This is a genomic window from Vibrio tasmaniensis (assembly GCF_024347635.1).
Taxonomy (GTDB): Bacteria; Pseudomonadota; Gammaproteobacteria; order Enterobacterales; family Vibrionaceae; genus Vibrio; species Vibrio tasmaniensis.
The window spans coordinates 1,883,591-1,906,302 of sequence record NZ_AP025510.1; the positions used below are offsets into that span (position 1 = coordinate 1,883,591).

Consider the following 22,712-nt stretch of genomic DNA (forward strand, 5'->3'; position numbering starts at 1 on the left):
TCAATATAAGAAAAATAACTCGCTTGCTATGGTTACGGAACAAAAAACAGCAGATGTTAGCTTCGACAGTCTTCTACGTATCTTTACAGTACCCGAAGGCCCAGATTCAACACTCACTCAAATTGAAGACAAACTTTCAAGAAACCTGAATCAATTCTTACGTGAACACATTGTGGCTGAAGAAAAGCCGCTGCGTGAAATTGAGAAAGATTTTTCAAATGCTCATATCCCAGAGCAGCCTGAGTTTGTTTCTGAACATACTGAGCATCTCCTCGATTCTCTCGTGTCTCACTCGGTTCACACGTCTTCGCCAAGTTTCATTGGCCATATGACCTCTGCGTTGCCGTACTTCCTGATGCCGCTTTCTAAAATCATGATTGCGTTGAATCAGAATCTAGTAAAAATCGAGACCTCAAAAGCTTTCACTCCCCTAGAACGTCAAGTTCTGGGCATGTTACATCGCCTGATTTATCAAGATAGCGACCAGTTTTATTCTCGCTGGATGCACAGTGCAAACCACTCTTTAGGTGCGTTTTGTTCTGGTGGTACCATCGCGAATATTACGGCGCTTTGGGTTGCACGTAACAATGCACTAAAGGCACAAGGTTCGTTCAAAGGCGTAGAAAAAGAAGGCCTGTTTAAAGCCATGAAGCACTATGACTATGAAGGCCTAGCCATCTTAGTCTCTGAACGTGGTCACTACTCTCTGAAAAAAGCTGCGGATGTACTTGGTATTGGTCAAGAAGGTCTAGTGTCTGTTAAGACGGATAACGACAACCGCATTTGTACAGACGATCTAAGGCTCAAGATTGAACAGCTCAAGCAGAACAAGATAAAGCCATTCGCTGTCATTGGTGTGGCAGGTACAACCGAAACCGGTAATATCGACCCTCTAAGAGACATTGCAGAGGTGTGTGCCGAATCTGATTGTCATTTCCATGTTGATGCCGCTTGGGGCGGTGCGACTCTAATGTCAAACAACCATCGTCATCTACTTGATGGTATTGAATTGGCTGACTCAGTCACGATTGATGCGCATAAACAGCTTTATATCCCTATGGGTGCAGGCATGGTTTTGTTTAAGAAGCCAGATGCGATGACAGCGATTGAGCATCACGCTCAATACATCCTTCGTAAAGGTTCAAAAGACTTAGGTAGCCATACGTTAGAAGGCTCTCGTTCAGGTATGGCAATGTTGGTCTACGCCTCAATGCACATCATTAGTCGTCCTGGATATGAACTGCTGATCGACCAGAGCATCAACAAAGCGCGCTACTTTGCCGATCTTATTAAAGAGCAGAACGACTTCGAACTGGTTTCAGAACCTGAGCTTTGCCTACTGACTTATCGCTATGTACCTGAATCAGTCAAAGCAGCACTGCTTAAAGCTGAGCCTGAACATCGTGTCGAATTGAATGAGTTACTCAATGAGCTTACTAAGTTTATTCAGAAGAAGCAGCGTGAAACGGGTAAGTCTTTTGTATCGCGAACGCGTTTAAACCCCGAAGTATGGGCGCATCAGCCAATCATCGTTTTCCGTGTAGTATTAGCAAACCCACTAACGGGCAATGATATCCTCTCTTCAGTGCTTGAAGAACAGCGTGAAATCTCTAAACTAGCACCTAACTTGATGAGTAAAATCACCAAACTGGTTAAGCTAATCAACGCATAGCCATTCAATTTTAGTTGCATCAAATTGAAAATTTCTTTCTTTTTGATGTAACTTAGCTGTCAGTTCATACTCAATTTGCATTCTTTTTGCTCAAACCCTCTTCCAATTCTGTAGTTTTCTAAAATTTTGTTGAGGTTTGTCATATTCTTAAGCATTCATGCCGTGTTTTTGTATTAGTGAATAGTGTGTTGGGTTTATACTGACTCTATGGTGCTAGTTAGCTTGATATCCATTTGATGCAGTAGAATTTGCAATACCGAATATAAGTTTGGTTTTGTCTTTTCCTATATTTGTTTCAGCCATACCCCCTGGTAAAAGATATTAACTAGCAAGTTGTTCTCTATACCCTTGTGAACACTATGAATACATTAGAAAAAATACAAAAAAACCTGGAAAATTTCAGCAAGTCTGAGCGTAAGGTAGCCGAAGTAATTATGGCTTCCCCTCAAACTGCAATTCATTCTAGCATTGCTACCTTAGCTAAAATGGCTGACGTGAGTGAGCCTACAGTTAACCGCTTCTGTCGTCGTTTAGACACAAAGGGCTTCCCTGACTTTAAACTTCACCTAGCTCAAAGCTTGGCGAACGGTACACCTTACGTGAACCGTAATGTTGAAGAAGATGACGGCCCAGATGCTTACACGCATAAGATTTTTGAATCAACTATGGCTTGTCTAGATGTTGCTAAAAACAGTTTAGACGCGATGCAAGTAAACCGTGCGGTTGACTTGCTGACTCAAGCAAAACGCATTTCTTTCTTCGGACTGGGTGCCTCTTCTGCTGTAGCCAAAGATGCTCAAAACAAGTTCATTCGTTTCAATATCCCAATCACTTGTTTCGAAGACATCGTGATGCAACGTATGAGCTGCATTAACTGCAGTGATAACGATGTTATTGTTCTTATCTCTCACACTGGCCGCACTAAAAGCCAAGTAGAGATTGCGAACTTAGCTCGTGAGAACGGCGCGACAGTTATCGCTATCACAGCAAAAGACTCTCCGCTAGATAAAGCGAGTTCTCTGTCTATCTCATTGGATGTACCGGAAGACACTGACGTTTACATGCCAATGGCAAGTCGTGTGGTTCAAATGACGGTTATTGATGTGTTAGCGACAGGCTTTACGCTTCGTCGTGGTTCTGGTTTCAGAGAGAACCTAAAACGCGTTAAAGAGTCACTTCGTGATTCACGTTACGAAAAGTACTCTCAGTTCTAATCTTCTAAGGTACGAACAAAGTGCCTCTTAGATACGAACAAAAAGATAGCCATTAAAAAACGGAGCCTAGTGCTCCGTTTTTGTTTGTCTGTTTTAAATACCTTATACCGCGAACATATCGAAGACCGTCAAATAGTCCAACTATTGCCTTTCTCTACAACACTGTTCTCAGACGCATAAGAGTTAATGATGGTAAAACTCGACTCCGTAGCCTGCTCTGGGGCAAGTTGAGCAGTTTGATTCATCGAGGCTGTCTCATGGTATTCCCCTCCACAGCAGCACTCCTCACAAACCTGCTGAAGAATATGTACAAGCCTCTCTTGATTCAACGGTAAAGGATTTCCTTTAATAGCCACTGATTTGAGCGCATCGGCAGACACCTCATCAAACTGAGCTTCGCAGACACCAAACTCCAGTAGGCTTGGAAGCTTTAACGTGTCCAACACTTCAGATAACCAAGCAATCGCGTCTTCTTCTTTTGCTTTTGCATTACCGGTCACTATCTGAGCGATGCGCTGATAACGCGCTAATATGTCGTTTCTTTGCTGCTCTTTCGCTACTGCAATGTTTTCTAGCATCACAAATGGCGCTAAGCGCGCTGTTATAACACTGTGTGGTGCAGATATCTTGCCACCTAACGCAGAAGCTAATCCGTGCGCGGCGCCAAGTTTGGCATTGGTTATTGCCATTCCACCGAGCATAGAAGCGAAGGCAAGATCAGAACGCGCTTGAGGCTCATCATAAACGCACGCTTTAACCACAGAGCTACTTAACTTGCGTAGCCCTTCCTCACAGATCATATCGGTGAGTGAATTGGGTTCACCACACACATAGGCTTCCATTAGATGGGTAAAGGCATCCATAGCACCACGCCCCGATAAATACAGATTGGTACCATGAGTTAGGGTTGGGTCAACAATCGCAACATCGGCTAGCATGTCAGGGCTTCGAAGGCTGATTTTGACCTGATCTTGCCCTGATTTCAGCACCGCGTTTTTAGTGACTTCTGCACCTGTACTCGCTGTGGTTGGAATAGCGATAAACGGAAGCGGTTTGGTTTTCAGAGGAACATTACGCCCAACCACTTCGACATAGTCGTATAAATTACCTTGATTAGGTAAAACCGCCGCCAAAGCTTTCCCCATATCAATCGCACTGCCTCCACCCATGGCCACGACCATGTCAGGTTTAAATCGCCGAGCAGACGTGGCAGCCTCTTCAACCATTTTGATATTGGGTTCACCCGAAACTGCTATGTGCTGGTAACGCATACTCTGCGCATCGAGATAGTCAGTTACAATTGAAGTACGCTCTAATGTATTGCCAGTAACCAATAGGACGCTGTAACCATATTGATTAAAGAGAGACAATGAAGCGGAAAGTGCTCCATCACCAAAGATGATCTTTGTAGATGTCATAAATTGAAACATGGTGCCTCCTGCGCCTATGACCGAACAAAACTGCGAGCTCTTGGTTATTGGAAAATTGATTTGGGGAACTGGTGTTTTGGAATTTAACTTTTGAAATATGACCTTCGTATTTGCAACACAATCTCTGCATCCTAAATGCGAATACCCTAAAACGTCGTTACATCATGCTGCTTACCGAATATGGTTCCATACCCAGATAAAGGATGCCTCGTTCTATGTTTGTTTTTTTTGACAAGGTGCAACTTGTCGCACTAAAGATGGATTAAAGTCGTAATCTTAGGGGTAATTCACACTCTAAGACTGAGGGGGCTTAACGATGACAGTGGCCAGTAAACAAGACTCTACCCTTTTGTGATTAATATTTGTGCTGATAGGCAAAACCTATCGTATTAAGAGGCAATTCCATCTTTATTTCCCCATGGCATTGAGGCATAGTTGGTTTTAAGAAATTTTGAGTGGCATTCATTAAAGAATAGTTAACATAACTGAGTTAACGAGCCTCATCCCGTATTTAGGAGAAATTAAATGTTTGTAGTTATTTTTGGTCGCCCTGCTTGTCCATTCTGTGTTCGTGCAAAAGAGCATGCTGAAACTCTTAAAGCTAAACGCGATGACTTCAACTACCGTTATGTTGATATCCACGCTGAAGGCATCAGCAAAGCTGACCTAGAAAAGACTGTTGGTAAACCTGTAGACACAGTGCCACAAATCTTCATCGACCAAGACCACATCGGCGGCTGCACAGAATTTGAAGCATACGCAAAAGAAAACCTAGGTCTTTTCGACTAAGCGGGAATTTCTCATACGAGAATCGACGCTAACACCTTGAACAGCTAACCAAAAGAAGAGTTAGACTGGACGATTGATATAGAGCCCGCTCATCATTTGAACTGACCCCCAATAGTTGGACTCCAATTATTGGGGGTCTTTTTATGTCCAAATATAGCCGAGAGCTAAAATGTATCATTGCTAAACAATGTTTAGGTGGCGCGTCATCTCGCGATTTAGCAAAACAATATTCAATTTCTTCGAGACAGATACGGTATTGGGCTCAAGTCTTTGCCATCCATGGTACTGATTCATTTTTACCCACTAAGCATGCTGCTACTGCTCAGACAAAACGAAAAGCATTGAATTTAATGTGGACGAATGAATGGTCTCTCACGCACACTAGCGCAGTATTAAATCTCTCATCCCCTGGAATACTCTCTGTCTGGCTCAAACGATTTAATGAGCTCGGTATCAAGGGGCTCAAAATACGCCATAAAGGAAGCCCCTCAATGAAACAGCAACCTCAACGTACCACTAAGCCTGATAATGAAATGACACTTGAGGAGCTAAGAGAGGAGTTGGTCTACTTACGAACTGAGAATGCCGTTCTAAAAAAGTTGGAAGAGTTGGAGCAGGAAAAAAACCGTCGAACAAAGAAAAAGCGGTCATAGCTCTAACTCTTAAAGGCAAGTATCCATTGAAGCACTTACTGCAGACTCTACAGCTGGCAAAAAGTGTCTTTTATTATCAGGCTCAAACGAGCAAGCGCCCAAATAACTACGAACGTGAGCTGCGGTTGATAAAGTCAATTTATCATGAGCATAAGGGTCGATACGGCTACCGCCGTATTCACTTGGAACTAAAAAATCAGGGGTTCGCACTTAACCACAAAACGGTTCAAAGGCTTATGGCTCAGCTCAATCTTAAATCGACGGTCAGGATTAAAAAGTATCGTTCATACCGAGGAGAATCTGGAACAGCTGCTCCTAACGTGCTTGAAAGAGATTTTAGTGCGACTCAACCCGATGAAAAGTGGGTAACGGATGTCACGGAGTTCAAAGTCAAAGAGCAGAAAGTATACTTGTCTCCCGTGGTCGACTTGTTTACTCAGGAAGTGGTTGCTTATAGAGTGGCCAAAAATGCCTGCTTGCCGCTTGTCACGGATATGCTGACGGAAGCCATATCAACGCTTAAACCCAACTCAAAGCCAATTATACATAGCGATCAAGGTTGGCAATATCGCCATCGACAGTATCAGGAAAAGGTAGCGGAGAGTGGGTTAACGCAAAGTATGTCTAGAAAAGGTAACTGCTTGGATAATGCCGTTGCTGAAAACTTTTTTGCTTTACTCAAAACAGAGATGTATCACAATCAAAGCTTTGAAGATGCAGATGCTCTGATAGAGCAAATTAAAGAATACATCGAGTACTACAATACGAAACGTATAAAAGTGAAACTAAAAGGCCTGACTCCGATAGAATATCGAGCTCAGGCCTTGAAAGCCGCTTAACAGAAATGTCCAACTTTATGGGGTCACTTCAATTGTAGCGGGCTTTTTTGTGACAATTTTTCAAACGGAGTAAGATTAAGGCCAATATCGAATAAAATTGAAAATAGCACTTATAATTTATTTATATTTAGATACAATTCATTCCTCAAACTGATCCTGTGTTTCACGCTAATTATTGAGCAATCACTGTGAATATCGACGTTGTCTTGCTGTTAAAACAAAACCCCATCCTTCTCATCTTTGTTGTGTTATCTATTGGCCTCGCCATTGGTAAAATTCGTTTCGGTAGCCTCCAACTTGGAAACTCAATCGGTGTTCTGATTACTTCTCTTATCATGGGACATCTTGGCTTTTCCTTTAACGCCGACGCTCTCACAATTGGTTTCATGCTCTTCATTTACTGTGTAGGTATTGAAGCCGGCCCCAACTTCTTCGGTATATTCTTCAGAGATGGCAAGCATTACCTCATTCTTAGCCTGGTTGTACTTTCTACCGCCATTGCCCTTACCTACTTTTGCAGCGAATATTTGGGTCTTGGTTTCGGTCTTTCCGCAGGCATGATGGCTGGAGCACTAACAGCAACACCGATATTGGTTGGTGCGCAAGATGCGCTCAATTCAGGTTTAGCTGAAGTACCAAGAAACATGGACTTGGGTCTGGTCATAGAGAACCTATCCGTAGGCTACGCGATGGCTTATTTAGTCGGCTTAATCAGTATGATTATGTTTGCCCGCCTTATTCCAAAGCTCCAGAAAGTAAACCTACACGACTCAGCAGAACAAATAGCTCAAGAGCGCGGCTTAGGCACCTCTGGTCAGCGTAAGGTTTACTTACCCATTATCCGAGCTTATCGTGTGGGACCTGAGCTTATCTCCTGGACAGACGGCAAAAACCTTCGTGAACTTGGCATCTATCGTCAAACGGGCTGCTACATCGAGCGCATTCGACGTAATGGTATTCTTGCCCACCCGGATGGCGATGCCATTCTGCAAGAAGGCGATGAAATCGCATTGGTTGGTTTCCCTGACAGCCACGCTCGTCTTGATCCAAGTTTCCGAAACGGCAAAGAAGTTTTTGACCGTAACCTTCTCGATCTACGAATCGTTGAAGAAGAGATCGTCGTTAAAAGTGACAACATCGCGGGCAAGCGTTTATCTGACTTAAACTTATCCGAATACGGCTGTTTCCTTAACCGCGTAGTAAGAGCTCAAATTGAAATGCCGATGGACTTAAACATCGTACTTTCTAAAGGTGATGTACTACAAGTCAGTGGTGAAAAGAGCCGTGTTCACGGCCTTGCAGAAAAAATTGGTTTCATCTCTATTCATAGCCAAATGGCCGATTTAATGGCCTTCTGTAGTTTCTTCATTCTGGGTATTTTGTTTGGCTTGATAACCATGACATTCGGTCAAGTCTCTTTTGGATTAGGTAATGCCGTTGGGCTTCTTCTATCGGGCATCATGCTTGGCTTCTTAAGAGCAAACCACCCTACCTTCGGCTACGTTCCTCAAGGGGCGTTGAATATGGTCAAAGATCTCGGTTTGATGTTCTTTATGGTCGGTATCGGCTTGAGCGCCGGTGGTAAGATATTTGAGCATTTGACCCAAGTGGGTCCACAAGTTATCGGTATAGCACTTATCGTGAGTGTACTTCCGGTATTCTTCGCTTACCTAGTTGGCGCTTACGCACTGAAGATGAACCGAGCTCTTCTTTTTGGAGCCATCATTGGCGCACGAACCTGTGCTCCGGCAATGGACATAGTAAACGACCACGCTCGTTCAACTATTCCAGCACTGGGTTACGCGGGTACGTACGCGATAGCCAATATATTGATGACCTTAGCGGGTACCTTTATCATTATCATTAGCTAGTTTATTCAGCGTTATAACGCTTTAGATTAGATATTTAAAATGCACTAATTCATCTTTGAGTTAGTGCATTTTTTATTGCCCGTCATATTCTTCTCTTTCTCCTATCTATCTCATCTGTTTTTAGAACTCTGTGCATCTCAAATCAGCTCGTCATTTTTCTCAAACTACAGACAAAAAAATAGGCGCTCAATGAGCGCCTATTTCGTTGTACTTTGATTTGTGAATTAGATGTCAGCTACATCAAATTCAACAGCTGTCTCAACGTCAGCCTCGTAATCAACACCGTCAACACCGAAACCGAACAGCTTCAAGAACTCTTCTTTGTACTCAACGTAGTCAGTCAGTTCTTTTAGGTTTTCAGTTGTGATTTGAGGCCATAGGTTACGACAATGCTCTTGAATGTCATCACGAAGTTCTAGGTCGTCTAGACGTAGACGGTTCACTTCATCAACTTCTGCTGCGCTGCCATCTGCTTTGTATAGACGTTGGCTGAACATACGGAAAATCTGTTCCATACAACCTTCGTGAATACCTTCTTCACGCATCTTCTTGAACACCATTGCGATGTAAAGAGGCATAACAGGAATAGCAGAGCTTGCTTGAGTCACAACAGACTTAAGAACAGCAACGTTCGCAGTACCGCCAGTTTGGCCTAGCTTCTCGTTAAGCGCTGACGCTGCACGATCTAGATCCATCTTAGCTTTGCCTAGCGCGCCATCCCAGTAGATTGGCCACGTTAGTTCAGTACCGATGTAGCTGTAAGCAACAGTCTTACAACCGTCAGCTAGAACACCCGCTTCAGAAAGTGCGTTAATCCAAAGTTCCCAATCTTCACCGCCCATAACAGTAACAGTGTCTTTGATCTCTTCTTCAGTAGCAGGCTCAACGCTTGCTTCGATGATCGCATCTTTGTTTGTATCTACTGCTGTAGATGTGTACGTTTCGCCGATAGGTTTTAGAGATGAACGAATCACTTCGCCAGTCTCTGGCATTTTACGCACTGGAGATGCCAGTGAGTACACAACCATATCGATTTGACCCAGATCTTCTTTGATAAGGTCAATTGTTTTCTGTTTAGCTTCGTTAGAGAAAGCATCGCCGTTAAGGCTTTTTGAATACAGGCCTTCTTCTTTAGCTAGCTTATCGAACGCTGCTGAGTTGTAAAAACCAGCTGTGCCCGGCTTTTTCTCAGTACCGGCTTTCTCGAAGAAAACACCGATAGTTGAAGCGCCGCCACCAAATGCAGCCGCAATACGTGAAGACAAGCCGTAGCCACTTGAAGAGCCAACAACGAGTACACGTTTAGGTGCATTTGCGATTGGGCCTTGAGCTTTTGTGTAAGCAATTTGTTCTTTTACATTAGCTTCACAACCGACTGGATGTGTTGTAGTACAGATGAATCCGCGAATTCGAGGTTTGATGATCATATTCAACTTCCTTAAAAAATCAGGTTAAGGATAAGAGTTTCGTGCGCAAATGGCATCTAATTTCTGTAAAAATGTGGTGAAAATGCAAGTGGTTGGAGCACTCAACTGATATTTGCCGACTAAGTCACCATTTGTTAACGCTTCTATTGCGACTTCTACGACAAAAACAAAAAAGGCACCTTATTAGGCTGTCTCTTATACACAAATCCCTAAGCCACGCTTAGGGATTTTTTTTGAACTATTTTTAGGTTTCATGATCTGATCATCTAAGCAATGACAAGGATGATTATCATGACCTATATAGAGCCTACCCTTTGGGCACAAAAACAGTTCGGTCAAGCCCACCTTAATGACCCTAGACGCACTCAAAGACTCGTTGCTCTCGCAGCCTCACTGGCCGAGCAACCTGGTGTACCCGTCTCGAAACTCATTATCTCCCCTGCTGAAATGGAAGGGGCTTATCGCTTCATCCGTAATGAGCAAATCAAAGCAGAAGATATCGCAGAAGCGGGTTTTTATGTCACCGCACAAGAAGCATTAGAGCAACAAACACTTCTTGCCTTAGAAGACACCACTTCTCTCAGTTACTCCCATCGTAGCATTCGAGATGAACTCGGGCATTCCAATCAAGGCAATCGACATCGCGCCATGTTCGTACACTCAACCTTACTTTTTGCTCCCGATACTCAATCTGTTATTGGTTTAATTGAACAACAGCGCTGGACTCGTGATATAGAAAAGCGAGGTCAAAGGCACCAGCATGCGACTCGACCATACAAAGAGAAAGAAAGTTATAAGTGGGAACAAGCCTCTCGCCATGTCGCTGAGCGACTTGGCGATAAAATTTCGGATGTCATTTCTGTGTGTGATAGAGAAGCAGACCTATTTGAATACCTCACTTACAAGCGAGAGCAACAACAGAGATTCCTCGTTCGCTCAATGCAAAGCCGCTGTATTGAAGAGCATGATAATCGTCTTTATAGCTATGCCTCTACCCTGTTATCAGCCGGAGAGAAAGTGCTCGAAATACCGCAAAAAGGCGGTCGTAAAGCTCGCAAGGCTCATTTAGATATCAAATATGCCCCCGTGACACTCAAGTCTCCTGCTAACAAGAAAGAGTTCGATAACATTCCGCTTTACTACGTGGGATGTATAGAACAAGGAGAGAGTGATAATAAGCTCGCATGGCACTTACTGACTTCAGAGCCGATAACGAGCAAGGAAGAGGCACTCAAAATCGTCAGTTATTATGAGCGGCGCTGGCTAATAGAAGATTTTCATAAAGTCTGGAAAAGTGAAGGGACTGAAGTTGAGCAACTGAGAATGCAAAGTAAGGATAACTTAGAAAGGCTCAGCGTCGTTTTGGCTTTTATCGCGACTCGGTTACTCCAGTTGAGGTTTATGAATGAATCAGACGAGTTATCTAAGACCAGTTGTGAGCAGGTATTAAAAGGCAAAGCGTGGAAGTTAATGTGGCTCAAGTTGGAGAGTAAAAAACTACCGAAAGAAGCGCCTAATATATCATGGGCTTACAACGGTATTGCTCGGTTAGGTGGTTGGAAGAATACCAAGCGAACAGGTCGCGCTTCTATAAAGACGTTATGGCAAGGATGGTTTAGGTTACAAACCATCCTTGAAGGGTATGAACTCGCTAAGTCTCTTGATTAACCAGACTTGTGATCAAGAGACAGCCTGATAGGTGCCTTTAATCATTTCTTTATCTAAGCAACGCTATTTAGCTTAGGTTTTAACTCTTTTCGCGTCAAAGTTTCACTAAAATCATGACTGAAGTGGTCAACTTGAATCGCTGTGTAGCGTAGTTTATCAGCAGCAACAATTTGGTCGACTTCTTCTTGTGTCAGAACATCAGCAGCAAGTGCTTGAGCCAGTTTATCTGCCAGCAAGCCTTTACGAGCCACTTTGCCCTCTTTCACTGCGTTGAAGATCTTACGCTCCAAAGGTTTAATGCTGTACATCGCATTGAAAGCATTCTCCATAAGGCCAACACTATCATCTTCCTCTTTGCCAATGTAACAAAGGTGAGTCAGACGTTCACGGTGTGCACCTGGAGTCATCAAACTCTCTGCTAGTTGAACTGTTAGGTTATCACTTGGTTTTTCAAAGTGGTTACCTACCGGGAAAACGAGACCTTTCAGCACTTTCCCAACCATCTTGTTCGGGAAGTTTCTGTACGCTTCCTGCAGCGACTTAGCCGCATTATGGAAACAATGTTGAACCGCGTAATGTACGTAATCTAGGTCAGCTTGTTGACGACCTTCGTCTTCATACTTCTTAAGCGCAGCAGACGCCATGTATAGGTAACTCAGACCATCACCCAAACGTGCAGAGATAAGCTCTTTACGTTTCAGTTCACCACCTAGCGTCAGCATTGCGAAATCCGCACTCACTGCAAGCGCACGGCTCAATCGAGTCAAATCTTGGTAGTAAGGCTTGGTTGGACCGCTCATGTCGGCTTTAATGAACTTAGAGCCAGTCAGTGCTGCACCAAATGCGCCAAACGTGTTTTTAGTTGCGTGTGAGATATGCTTGAACAACAAGCTATCAAAGTCTTTTGCACCTTGCTTCTCGTCTGGATTCGCTGCCGCTTCCATTTCGCTCAATACGTATGGGTGACAACGTGTCGCACCTTGACCGAAGATCATCAGGTTACGAGTTAGAATGTTCGCACCTTCTACTGTGATAGCAACTGGAATACCTAGGTAAGGCGCAGCCAAGTAGTTCATTGGGCCATCTTGAATTGCACGACCTGAATGGATATCCATTGAGTCATTCAGAATAGTACGTGCCATTTCTGTCATGTGATATTTGGCGATAGCCGTTACAATACCCGGCTTCTCTTTCATATCAAGTGAAGTGGTTGTCAGTGTACGAGTCGCTTCTAATAGATACGTTAAACCACCAATACGGCCTAAGCTCTCTGCAACACCTTCAAATTTACCAATCGACATACCGAACTGCTTACGAACATAAGCATATGCGCCGGTCGTTTTCGCTGTAAGGTGGCCCATCGCCGTACCAAGTGCGGGTAATGAGATACCACGACCAGCAGACAGACATTCCACCAGCATGCGCCAGCCTTTACCTGCGTAATCTGCGCCACCGATTAGCCATTCCATAGGAATAAATACATCGTGACCGCGTGTTGGGCCATTCATAAACGCAAGACCAAGTGGATCATGACGCTCACCAATCACAACACCTTCGTGGTCTGCAGGGATAAGCGCACAAGTGATACCAATATCTTCTTTGTCACCCAGTAGCTTTTCTGGATCGTGCAATTTGAAAGCCAGACCAAGTACCGTCGCCACTGGTGCTAGAGTAATATAACGCTTGTTCCAGTTAAGCTTGATGCCTAGTGTCTCTTTACCTTCGTACATGCCCATACACACTGTACCGACATCAGGGATACCACCTGCATCAGAACCTGCTTCAGGTCCTGTTAGTGCGAAACAAGGGATGTCTGTACCGTCAGCAAGACGAGGTAGCCAGTAATCTTTTTGATCTTGAGTACCGTAGTGAGACAGCAGCTCACCAGGGCCAAGAGAGTTTGGAACCATTACCGAAACCGCAGTACTGATACTACGCGTTGCAATCTTAGTTACGATTGTAGAGTTGGCGTGCGCCGAAAATTCACGGCCGCCGTACCCTTTCGCGATAATTAGCGAGAAGAAACGCTCTTTGCGTAAGAAGTTCCACACCTCTTCAGGAAGGTCTCGGTCTTCTTTCACAATTTTGTGGTCATCAAGCATAGCGAGTAGAGTTTCAAGTTCATTGTCCATGAACGATTGCTCTTCTGCTGTCAGCTGTGGTTTTGGATATTGGTGTAGCTTAGTGAAATCTGGTTTACCAGAAAACAGCTCTCCGTCCCACCACACGCTACCCGCTTCCATCGCTTCTTTCTCGGTGCTAGATAGGGGTGGTAGTACTTTTTTAAAGAGTTTAAAAGCTGGGTCACTTACCCATTTTTGTCTTAGAGAGCTCATAGTTCAGATCCTTTTGTTCACTATATTGTTTGTGAATGTTTTGCTTTTTATTGTTTTATTCTTTTGCTGACATGCCAGCGGCCAAATATGGAATAAGAATATCGACCACTGCCTTAGCATCTATCTTTCTGTCATAGTCATTCTCTGCAATTTCTATTAGAGCCTGGCTAGATGCCATGGTGAATACACAAGTCCCTAGGGTGAAGTGCAATCGCCAAAATAACTGTTCTTGAGTGAGGTTTGGATTGGCTTTCATTACTGAGTTGGTAAACAAAGTCAGTACTTCGCTATAACGAGTAGTAATGAACCAACGCAAATGACCTTGCACATCTGTATAGCCTCGACCGATGAGTAACATAAATCGGCTGGTACCATTTGGCCTTACATCATTCAGTGCCCTTAGCGGCTGTCTTAAAGACTCAAACACATCACTCATAGAATACGTTTCGTTCAAATTTAAGTTCACTAGCGCATCTTGCAATGCTGGCATAAATGCTTCTAAGTAACGATTGAGTACCGCACGAACCAGAGTCTTCTTATCGCCAAAGTGGTAGTTCACTGAAGCAAGATTGACATTGGCTTTACTCGTAATTGTGCGTAAAGAGGTGTCATTAAAACCGTGCTCAGCAAATAAGCCTTCAGCCACATCTAAGATTTTGTCTTTGGTTGTACTTCTTGGTGCCATTTCAATCACTCGTATTAAACAACTGTTTGAAATATACGCTTAGTACATTTATTTAACAAGCAAGCAACATCACATTTTCACAAATTGGTCGTACCAGTTATGAGCATTACGTTCTAAGCGATTGAATAGAGGCGCGTTTAATTAAAAAGAGAAAATTAATGAATTTTTGGGGAACTGAAATGGTAATCGAGGGTCATAAATTAAGTAGAAAACAGAGTATTTAGATGTTTAACAGGCCGTCAAACTTGTTTCTCACTGTTTTCTTAATTACTGCATTTTCCTTATTAACTCCTATACTTGTATCCGCCCAAACCACGTTGGTTTGGGCTTTTTTTTGTCTAAGATCACGGTATTTTTCTAGGTTAATAGTAGACACAAAAAAGCCCTCGAAACCGAAGGCTTTCACTACATTAAAATTCAAAGCATTTCACGATCCTACTAGGCAGCATCATTTTTGATTAACTCGGCTAGCACCGAAAGATCATTGCCGAGATCAACCGAAGCTCCCATTTCCGTTGCAATACCTTCAACCACTATGGTTTGAGTATCACTGCCGCCACTGATTGGAATCGATAGTGCGATATCGTCTCCATCAACAGACACTTCAATCATGCCAAGCAGCTCGGCCATTTGAGTTTCATCTTGTGGGTCTTCAAGTAGATCATTGAGGTCAATCAGATCACCGGCGCCCTCCGTATAAAGCTCAAAGCTTTTAATTATATCGGTCCCGTTATCGAGCGCAGAGTCTAACCAGGTGAATATATTGTCATCGCTATCTCCAATCAGCAGGTCATTACCAGAGCCCGCAAATAAAGGCTCATTACTCGCAGCACTGATCACGTTATATTGTTGTGGTTCTTCAATATCAACCACCACCGTTTCGACGGTACTTTCAGCGCCATTTGAATCTACTGCGACATAGTCAAATTGAGGGTCATCGGTTACAGCTTCATTACCTTGTACGTAACGCAGCTCCCAATTACCACCGGAAGATGAAAGCTCCATACCAACAATCGGATTACTTGGTGAAGAGTAGCTAAACTCGTACAGAATCTGCTGATTGCCTGTATCGCCTTCATCTTTTTGGTATTGCTCGCTAGCTGTTGTCCCGTCAGCAAAGGTATAGATAACTTCAATATGTACACTACTATTGGTATTGAACTCTCCTCCCATACCATCTAATCCAAAATGAACCACTTCAAGTGGGTTGTTGGTAAAGTCGATGATCAAGGTCTCCTGCATGTTCATACCTTTACCATCAGTATCACCAATCCCATAACCAACATGTGGCTGCTCACCTTGATACTGCTGTAGGGGTTTGTCATTATTGTCATCAATCGATAGCGTAATGGTATTTCCGTTAGCTAAGGTAATTAGCCTTTCGGTTGGTGATACCGCGACGCCCCAATTATAGAAACCATCAACGAGCTCTGGCATATCGTCAGGGTCACCACTGAAGCCCATTTCAAACATTTCTCCAGGCCCGGCAACGAAGCTGATATTGTTTGGGACAAACAACACACCGTTGTCGACGTCAGACTGCACAATTTCTCTCGTGACGCCATTTTCATCGGTATACAAAAGGCTGCCATTGGTTGGCAAACTTTCTATCCGAATATTAAGTGGAATGTCGTCATGATCATCTTCTATATCTGAGATGTAATCTGGCATGCCGCCATCTTCAGAATCGAAGAGGATAGGTATAATCGCGTCCTCATCATTAACGACCGTAAAGCTGGTCGCTTCAGGTGCGTCATTGACACCATTGATTGTTATCTCGATAACATGCTCTACACCATCGATGGCGGTGACGACATATCGCTCAATAACCGTGTCGTCATCGTTCAAGTATTGAACGGCATCGTTATCAACGACATAACTCCATGCCCCTTCAGGAGTAATCGTTAACATTCCTAGTGCAAGTGCATTAGTAGATCCAACAGGGGTAAACACGCCATTAGGTTTAAATGCAGGCATGTCACTGGTGTCGACATCAGTAATCGTTAAGGTTCCAGACACCGAGAGTTCGTTGGTATCTTCATTGACATCGACGTCCTCTGTCACTTCTCCCACGTCAGAGTCACCTTCCCCAACCGTAATCTCAGATGGGTCATCGGCACCGTTGATGGTGATGGTCACTTCACTTGTGGTTCCGTCAATCGCAGTAACCGTGTAAACCTCGGTGACAAACTCATCATCATCGAGATACTGCACATCATCGTTGTCGACGACGTAAGTCCATTCGCCATCGTCGGTAATGGTCAGCATACCCAACGCAATATCATTGGTCGAACCTTCAGGATTAAACGTTCCGTTAGGTTGAAAAGCCGCGACATCGTTAGCATCAACATCGGTAATCGTCAGTGTTCCCGTCGCCATCAAGTCGTTACTCTCCGGGTCAACATCGACATCTTCCGTCACCTCACCCACGTCAGAGTCACCTTCCCCAACCGTAATCTCAGATGGGTCATCGGCACCATTGATGGTGATGGTTACTTCACTGGTGGTTCCGTCAACCGCAGTAACCGTGTAAACCTCGGTGACAAACTCATCATCATCGAGATATTGCACATCGTCGTTGTCTACGACGTAAGTCCATTCGCCATCGTCGGTAATGGTCAACACACCCAACGCAGTATCATTGGTCGAACCTTCAGGATTAAACGTTCCGTTAGGTTGAAAAGCCGCGATATCGTTAGCATCAACATCGGTAATCGTTAGTGTTCCCGACGCCATCAAGTCGTTACTCTCCGGGTCAACATCGACATCTTCCGTCACCTCCCCCATGTCTGAGTCACCTTCCCCGACAGTAATTTCGGATGGATCATCAGCTCCATTGATGGTGATGGTTACTTCACTTGTGGTTCCGTCAATCGCAGTAACCGTGTAAACCTCGGTGACAAACTCATCGTCGTCAAGGTATTGCACATCATCGTTGTTGACGACGTAAGTCCATTCACCACCATCGGTAATGGTCAAAAAACCCAGAGCGGTATCATTGGTCGAACCTTCTGGGTTAAACACACCGTTTGGTTCGAAAGCAGCGACGTCGTTATCGTCGACATCGGTGATGGTTAGCGTCCCTGACGTCGCTAAGTTGTTGCTCTCTTGATCAACATCCACATCCTCAGTCACTTCTCCTGTGTCTGAATCACCTTCACCAACAGTTATGTCAGATGGATCATCGGCACCGTTAATAGTGATAGTCACTTCGCTAGTGGTACCGTCACTGGCTGTCACGGTATAAACCTCAGTAACGAATTCATCGTCATCCAAGTACTGAACATCGTCGTTGTTAACTACGTAAGTCCAAGCACCATCAGGGTCGATGCTCAATACGCCTAGCTGTGATTCGTTTGTTGAACCTACGAGGTTAAACTCACCGTCAGCTGAATAGGTAGGAGTGTCGCTGTCTACATCTGTAATTACGACCTGACCAGACGTCACTAATTGATTGGTGATGTCATCTACATCAATGTCCTCAGTCACACTGCCCGAATCATCGGTAGCGACTGCCGCATCATCAGTACCAATGATGGTGACGGTGATGACTTGTTCGCTACCATCGGAGGTTTGTACTGTCGTCGTATCTTGAATTTGCTCGCCGTCAGCAAGTTCATCAAATGGACTGTTGGCCACGAATGTCCACGTACCATCTTCATTAACGACAAAAGACCCAAACCCATTCTGACCTTCCGCCTCTTTGGCGATAAAGGTAACGTCCGGATCGTCGCTGGTTAAAGCGCCCCCGGTTTCAATAGGCTCATCCTGTTCAAACTCAATAACGTTGGTTTCACCTGAAACAAGCGCAAGAGCAATGATATCGAAAAGAGCAATACTTTGAGTTTCGGACAGCCCTTGAGATTCAAGTCCGTCAGTTTCAAAGTTCGTGGAAGCTAGAGTTTCAGCCCCTGTACGTTCAATTCTACCACTGTTGGTTAGACTTGAGCCTTGCTCACCAGCGGCGGTATCGAACTCATCACCCAATTCTGTTGGATCAAATCCTTCTTCAATAGCACGCTGAACTTGAACAATAGCATCATCAGTGTCTAGCAAGTTTAGCTGGCCTCGGTCATCGACAAACCGTGCCGAAACATTTGGCACGCTCTCTTCACTTGTTTCGATAGTGACAACGACGTCGCTAGCAGCTGGTTGCTCGCCCGGAGGCAAACGTCTAACTTGGCCTTGAGCGTCCAGCACTACAACCCCGTTCGCAAGACCTAGTATATTTAGGTTGATACTTCCCATATCCATATTCCCACTTCTGCCCAGAACACACCAAACGCGGATCCAATCCCACTCTGCGCTGTGGCTATTTCCTACAATAAATTTAGTAGTGACACTATTGATAATCAACTCACTAAAAGTATGGAAATGTGATGCTTTTTAAATTAGTCAATGGCAATAGCGACTTACATTCAAAAAAAAACCTACAAACTTCGCATTTTTTTGCAAATGTCCTAAGCTTCGTTTAATACCATTCACTCAATTCAACGGTAAACGTAGGTTGGGAAACGGATGAGGCATTGAAAGTAGAAGGAGAGCTACTTTGAAATTGTTTAAATTATCCATAATGTGTTGCTTAGTTGCTGCAACACCACTCAACGCTCAAACTCTGGAGCAGTCTGTGGCTATTACCTTGGCAACGAATCCAGAGATAAAAAGCATCTTTAACGAATATGTAAGCGTTAAAAAACGTAATGACGCCTCTGGTGGGGCATACAGGCCCAGTATCGACCTTGATGCCGGTATTGGTTACGAAGGTATAAACCCTGCACCCAATAACGGTCCAGACACCGATCTAACAAGAAAGGAAGCAACGATTTCCCTCACTCAATTGCTGTGGGATGGTTCCTCGACTCTGAACGATATTGACCGTACCGCTGCAGAAGCCGAGTCGGTTCGCTTGCAATTGATAGCAGATGCCGAAGACAAAGCACTGGAGGTAACTCAAATATATCTCGACGCCGTAAAAGCGACGGAGGTGCTGGCACTGTCAGAAAGTAACCTTGCCGTACACAAGAAAATCTATAAAGACATTAAAAAGCGAGCCAATTCAGGCATAGGTTCCACCGCAGATGTTTCGCAAGTAGAAGCTAGGATTGCAAAAGCTCATGGTAACTTATTAGCCGCCCAGAATAATTTGATCGACACACATACCCAATTTCGAAGAGTCGTAGGACAAGAACCGCTAGGTCTAATTTACCCAAGGGCCGATATATCTTGGATTCCACTGTCATTGTCAGATGCCCTAGTTGATGCTTTAGATAAACACCCTGTAATTAAAATAGCGGCGGCAGATGTCGACGCAGCACATTTTCAATACAAACAGTCCAAAGGCGTAAACTACCCTACATTCTCTATAGAAGCGTCTCAGTCATGGCGTGATGATGCAGGAGGCGATGAAGGTTCAAGTCAAGAAACGCTCGCAATGCTGAGAATGCGGTATAACTTGTACAATGGTGGTACAGACAGCGCCAATTCAGAAGCTTCTGCTTACCAACTCAATAAGGCGAAAGATCTTAGAGATCGTGCTTATCGCCAAGTCGAAGAAGGACTTCGCCTCTCATGGAGCGCCTTAGATCTCACACTGCAACAGAAAAACTTTTTGTCCGACCATGTTGATTCAGCTTCAGAAACCGTTATCGCCTATGAAAAACAATACCGAATAGGTAAACGTACTCTGCTTGACCTGCTCAATACTGAGAACGAACTGTTTGAAGCCCGCAAAGATTATCTGGATGCCCATTATTCGGAGCAGTACGCTAAATACCGAGTGATGAACGCTACAGGTTCTTTATTGAATGCTCTGCTGGTTGATATACCAGAAGAGTGGACAACGGCCGTGGAGTATTAATGATGAAAATAACTTACTTATTACTTCCCGTATTAACGATGACTTTATTTGCCTGCTCCAATCAGCAGCGAGAAGCTTACATCGAGACGCCCGAAGCTGAACAAATTGCCGATCTGCAAGACGATGATAAAGATGGTGTAGTAAACGCGCGAGATACCTGCCCTGGTACACCAGAAACATCACAAGTCGACAATGATGGCTGTGGTGAAACAATTCGAGCAGAAGAAGTACGACAACTAAAAATACTCTTTGCTCATGACTCATTTGAAGTAAACCCAATATTTTCTAGCCAGATTAGCACCATGGCAGAGTTTCTTGAAAACTACAAAAGTGCGTCGATTGAGATTCAAGGTTACGCCAGTAAAGTGGGTTCCAACGAGTACAACTTGGACTTGTCAAAGAAACGAGCAAACAATGTGCAAGACGAGTTACTTTCTAATGGTATAGAACCGGAGCGCGTGAGAATTGTTGGCTATGGTGAAGAACGCTTAGAAAACGATGGTGACGACCCTACTTCACACGCACTGAACCGTAAGGTAACCGCGACTGTAGTTGGGTTAAGTGAACAGATCGTTGAAGAGTGGACCATTTTTACCACACTAGAAAAGTAGCGTGACATTGTCACTGAGATGTAAGGTGTAAAGTAAGTTATTTTATACCAATCACAGTAAGTAAGTGATCAAAATTAGCGTAGGGAAAAGGCTTGAGAACAAGGCAGAATTTTTCGATAAGTAGTTATTCTACAATCAAAAATTCTAACGCTGTTATCGAGCGTTTTAGCAAGCTAGGGTGACCAGTTATTTACTACGATTGGTATATTACACATACACTTAAGCTTCAAAACCAATAAAGCCGTGATAGGGTTACCCATCACGGCTTTTTGTTCTTTGTCATCACATGAGCCTCAGTAGTAACTCATATGATCAATTCTTGTTGTTCATTATTGGGCTGGCTAGTTTAAGCGAGCCCGTTACTGATTATAGTTTTACTTCTTGTTGCTTCGTACTCGGAAGAGAAATACGTAGCAGGATGTAACCCAGAATTGCAGCTGTTGTCGATCCCATCAGGATACCTAATCGAGCAAGCGTATCAAACTCTGCATTCGTTGGTCCAAATGCTAGCGATGAAATAAAGATAGACATCGTAAAGCCAATACCACACAACACAGATACCGCGAAGATGTTCATGAAGTTCACACCTTCAGGAAGCTTAGCTACGCCCGTTTTCACAGCACCCCAGCTGAATAGGAAGATACCCAGTGGCTTACCCACCAATAGACCCATAGCAATACCAAGCGGTAGCATACCTGTGAGGTTTGAAATTGAGATACCTTCCAGTGAGATACCTGCGTTTGCAAAAGCGAAGATTGGCAAAATTGCAAAAGCGACGTATGGGTGCAGAGCATGTTCTAGGTGTTTCAGCGGAGAACGCTCTCCTTTATTGCCTTTCAGTGGGATAGCAAAACCAATGACTACACCTGCCAATGTTGCGTGAACACCTGACTTCAATACTGCGAACCACAGAATTGCACCAACAATAAGGTAAACACTCAGTTTAGTTACATGCTTGTTGTTTAGCATGAACAACACACCAGTTGCAATGAAACCAACTGTAAGTGCAAGCGTTGATAGGTCGCCTGAATAGAACAGTGCAATGATAACAACAACACCTAGATCATCGATAATTGCCAACGCTAGTAGGAATACTTTCAGGCTTACCGGTACACGGTTACCAAGAAGAGCCATGATACCCAATGCAAATGCGATATCAGTTGCTGCTGGGATAGCCCAACCTTGAAGCGCTTCAGGGTTGCTTGAATTGAATAGCACGTAAATAAGTGCAGGAGCTAGCATACCGCCGACAGCTGCGATAGCTGGGAAGATTGCTGTCTCTTTAGACTTTAATGCGCCTTCTAAAAGTTCGCGCTTAACTTCTAAGCCAATTAGAAGGAAGAAGACAGCCATTAAGCCATCGTTAATCCAGTGAGACACAGACATACCAAGAACGTAGCTTTGCAGTACCCCTTGGTACATTTCGTTCAGTGGTGAGTTTGCTACAAACATTGCGATCGCCGCAGCGATGACTAGTATGATGCCGCCAGCAGATTCCAATTTAAAGAAGTCACGGATGACGTCGGTCATGATTTCGCCCTTATATTTATTATTTAAATAAACGAATAACAAAGAATAGCCTAGAGTGTATAGCCAAGCTTTATCGATAGATAATCACTTCTTCAGATGTTTAACTTCGGTTTTTCCTACAAATACTAAA

The 22,712-nt window shown here is 44.0% G+C and carries 15 protein-coding genes; 9 read left to right on the plus strand and 6 right to left on the minus strand.

What is annotated here, in order from left to right; all coding sequences use genetic code 11:
• The first annotated feature begins 28 nt into the window (after positions 1-28).
• Entirely contained in the window at positions 29-1,672 is a 1,644-nt protein-coding gene (panP, locus tag OCV44_RS08485) for a pyridoxal-dependent aspartate 1-decarboxylase PanP (RefSeq protein ID WP_139684888.1), read from the plus strand.
• A 359-nt stretch (positions 1,673-2,031) separates the two neighbouring features.
• Complete coding sequence (locus tag OCV44_RS08490; RefSeq protein WP_004734686.1) at positions 2,032-2,886, plus strand: MurR/RpiR family transcriptional regulator; 855 nt, start codon at positions 2,032-2,034, stop codon at positions 2,884-2,886.
• A 128-nt stretch (positions 2,887-3,014) separates the two neighbouring features.
• Here the strand turns inward: OCV44_RS08490 and OCV44_RS08495 are convergent, their stop codons facing one another.
• Positions 3,015-4,316, minus strand: a complete 1,302-nt coding sequence (locus OCV44_RS08495; protein ID WP_139684889.1) for an iron-containing alcohol dehydrogenase — start codon at positions 4,314-4,316, stop codon at positions 3,015-3,017.
• Between the two features lie 525 nt (positions 4,317-4,841).
• Between OCV44_RS08495 and OCV44_RS08500 the strand changes: the two genes are divergently transcribed.
• The 4 genes from OCV44_RS08500 (at position 4,842) to OCV44_RS08515 (ending at position 8,468) form a co-directional block, all read left to right on the plus strand.
• Positions 4,842-5,105, plus strand: coding sequence for a GrxA family glutaredoxin (locus OCV44_RS08500; RefSeq protein WP_009847069.1), 264 nt, complete (start codon positions 4,842-4,844; stop codon positions 5,103-5,105).
• Between the two features lie 143 nt (positions 5,106-5,248).
• A complete protein-coding gene (locus OCV44_RS08505; protein ID WP_139686330.1) occupies positions 5,249-5,758 on the plus strand; it encodes a helix-turn-helix domain-containing protein in 510 nt (169 codons plus the stop codon).
• Complete coding sequence (locus OCV44_RS08510) at positions 5,755-6,597, plus strand: IS3 family transposase (protein WP_139686331.1); 843 nt, start codon at positions 5,755-5,757, stop codon at positions 6,595-6,597. Before OCV44_RS08505 ends, OCV44_RS08510 begins: the two co-directional genes overlap by 4 nt.
• A 188-nt stretch (positions 6,598-6,785) precedes the next feature.
• Complete coding sequence (locus OCV44_RS08515) at positions 6,786-8,468, plus strand: aspartate:alanine antiporter (protein ID WP_139686305.1); 1,683 nt, start codon at positions 6,786-6,788, stop codon at positions 8,466-8,468.
• A gap of 224 nt (positions 8,469-8,692) precedes the next feature.
• Here OCV44_RS08515 and fabV read toward each other — a convergent pair whose 3' ends face one another.
• Positions 8,693-9,895: an enoyl-ACP reductase FabV gene (gene fabV, locus OCV44_RS08520; protein ID WP_009847071.1), complete on the minus strand. Its 1,203-nt coding sequence runs from the start codon at positions 9,893-9,895 to the stop codon at positions 8,693-8,695.
• 291 nt (positions 9,896-10,186) lie between these two features.
• On the opposite strand from fabV, the gene OCV44_RS08525 reads away from it, so the two are divergent.
• Entirely contained in the window at positions 10,187-11,563 is a 1,377-nt protein-coding gene (locus tag OCV44_RS08525; protein WP_261900921.1) for an IS4 family transposase, read from the plus strand.
• A gap of 53 nt (positions 11,564-11,616) precedes the next feature.
• Here the strand turns inward: OCV44_RS08525 and OCV44_RS08530 are convergent, their stop codons facing one another.
• From OCV44_RS08530 to OCV44_RS08540, 3 genes are all read right to left on the minus strand, one after another.
• Positions 11,617-13,899: an acyl-CoA dehydrogenase gene (locus tag OCV44_RS08530; RefSeq protein ID WP_139685772.1), complete on the minus strand. Its 2,283-nt coding sequence runs from the start codon at positions 13,897-13,899 to the stop codon at positions 11,617-11,619.
• Positions 13,900-13,954: 55 nt separating this feature from the next.
• On the minus strand, positions 13,955-14,584 hold the full coding sequence (locus OCV44_RS08535; RefSeq protein ID WP_009847073.1) for a TetR/AcrR family transcriptional regulator: 630 nt from the start codon (positions 14,582-14,584) through the stop codon (positions 13,955-13,957).
• Positions 14,585-15,022: 438 nt separating this feature from the next.
• Complete coding sequence (locus tag OCV44_RS08540) at positions 15,023-18,832, minus strand: VCBS domain-containing protein (protein WP_139685773.1); 3,810 nt, start codon at positions 18,830-18,832, stop codon at positions 15,023-15,025.
• A 301-nt stretch (positions 18,833-19,133) separates the two neighbouring features.
• Between OCV44_RS08540 and OCV44_RS08545 the strand changes: the two genes are divergently transcribed.
• Both OCV44_RS08545 and OCV44_RS08550 read left to right on the plus strand, forming a co-directional pair.
• The gene (locus OCV44_RS08545) at positions 19,134-20,441 is read left to right on the plus strand and encodes a TolC family outer membrane protein (RefSeq protein WP_139685774.1); all 1,308 of its coding nucleotides are present in this window, start codon (positions 19,134-19,136) and stop codon (positions 20,439-20,441) included.
• The gene (locus OCV44_RS08550) at positions 20,441-21,052 is read left to right on the plus strand and encodes an OmpA family protein (protein ID WP_032499588.1); all 612 of its coding nucleotides are present in this window, start codon (positions 20,441-20,443) and stop codon (positions 21,050-21,052) included. Before OCV44_RS08545 ends, OCV44_RS08550 begins: the two co-directional genes overlap by 1 nt.
• 366 nt (positions 21,053-21,418) lie before the next feature.
• Here the strand turns inward: OCV44_RS08550 and nhaA are convergent, their stop codons facing one another.
• Positions 21,419-22,582, minus strand: a complete 1,164-nt coding sequence (nhaA, locus tag OCV44_RS08555; RefSeq protein WP_139685775.1) for a Na+/H+ antiporter NhaA — start codon at positions 22,580-22,582, stop codon at positions 21,419-21,421.
• Between the last annotated feature and the right edge of the window lie 130 nt (positions 22,583-22,712).

Bases quoted from the DNA above. Each gene is read 5' to 3' on its own strand.
- OCV44_RS08550 (WP_032499588.1), top strand. From the start codon at position 20,441: ATGATGAAAATAACTTACTTATTACTTCCCGTATTAACGATGACTTTA.
- OCV44_RS08500 (WP_009847069.1), top strand. From the start codon at position 4,842: ATGTTTGTAGTTATTTTTGGTCGCCCTGCTTGTCCATTCTGTGTTCGT.
- OCV44_RS08490 (WP_004734686.1), top strand. From the start codon at position 2,032: ATGAATACATTAGAAAAAATACAAAAAAACCTGGAAAATTTCAGCAAG.
- nhaA (WP_139685775.1), bottom strand. From the start codon at position 22,582: ATGACCGACGTCATCCGTGACTTCTTTAAATTGGAATCTGCTGGCGGC.
- OCV44_RS08505 (WP_139686330.1), top strand. From the start codon at position 5,249: ATGTCCAAATATAGCCGAGAGCTAAAATGTATCATTGCTAAACAATGT.
- OCV44_RS08540 (WP_139685773.1), bottom strand. From the start codon at position 18,832: ATGGGAAGTATCAACCTAAATATACTAGGTCTTGCGAACGGGGTTGTA.
- OCV44_RS08535 (WP_009847073.1), bottom strand. From the start codon at position 14,584: ATGGCACCAAGAAGTACAACCAAAGACAAAATCTTAGATGTGGCTGAA.
- OCV44_RS08525 (WP_261900921.1), top strand. From the start codon at position 10,187: ATGACCTATATAGAGCCTACCCTTTGGGCACAAAAACAGTTCGGTCAA.
- OCV44_RS08495 (WP_139684889.1), bottom strand. From the start codon at position 4,316: ATGTTTCAATTTATGACATCTACAAAGATCATCTTTGGTGATGGAGCA.
- fabV (WP_009847071.1), bottom strand. From the start codon at position 9,895: ATGATCATCAAACCTCGAATTCGCGGATTCATCTGTACTACAACACAT.
- OCV44_RS08530 (WP_139685772.1), bottom strand. From the start codon at position 13,899: ATGAGCTCTCTAAGACAAAAATGGGTAAGTGACCCAGCTTTTAAACTC.
- panP (WP_139684888.1), top strand. From the start codon at position 29: ATGGTTACGGAACAAAAAACAGCAGATGTTAGCTTCGACAGTCTTCTA.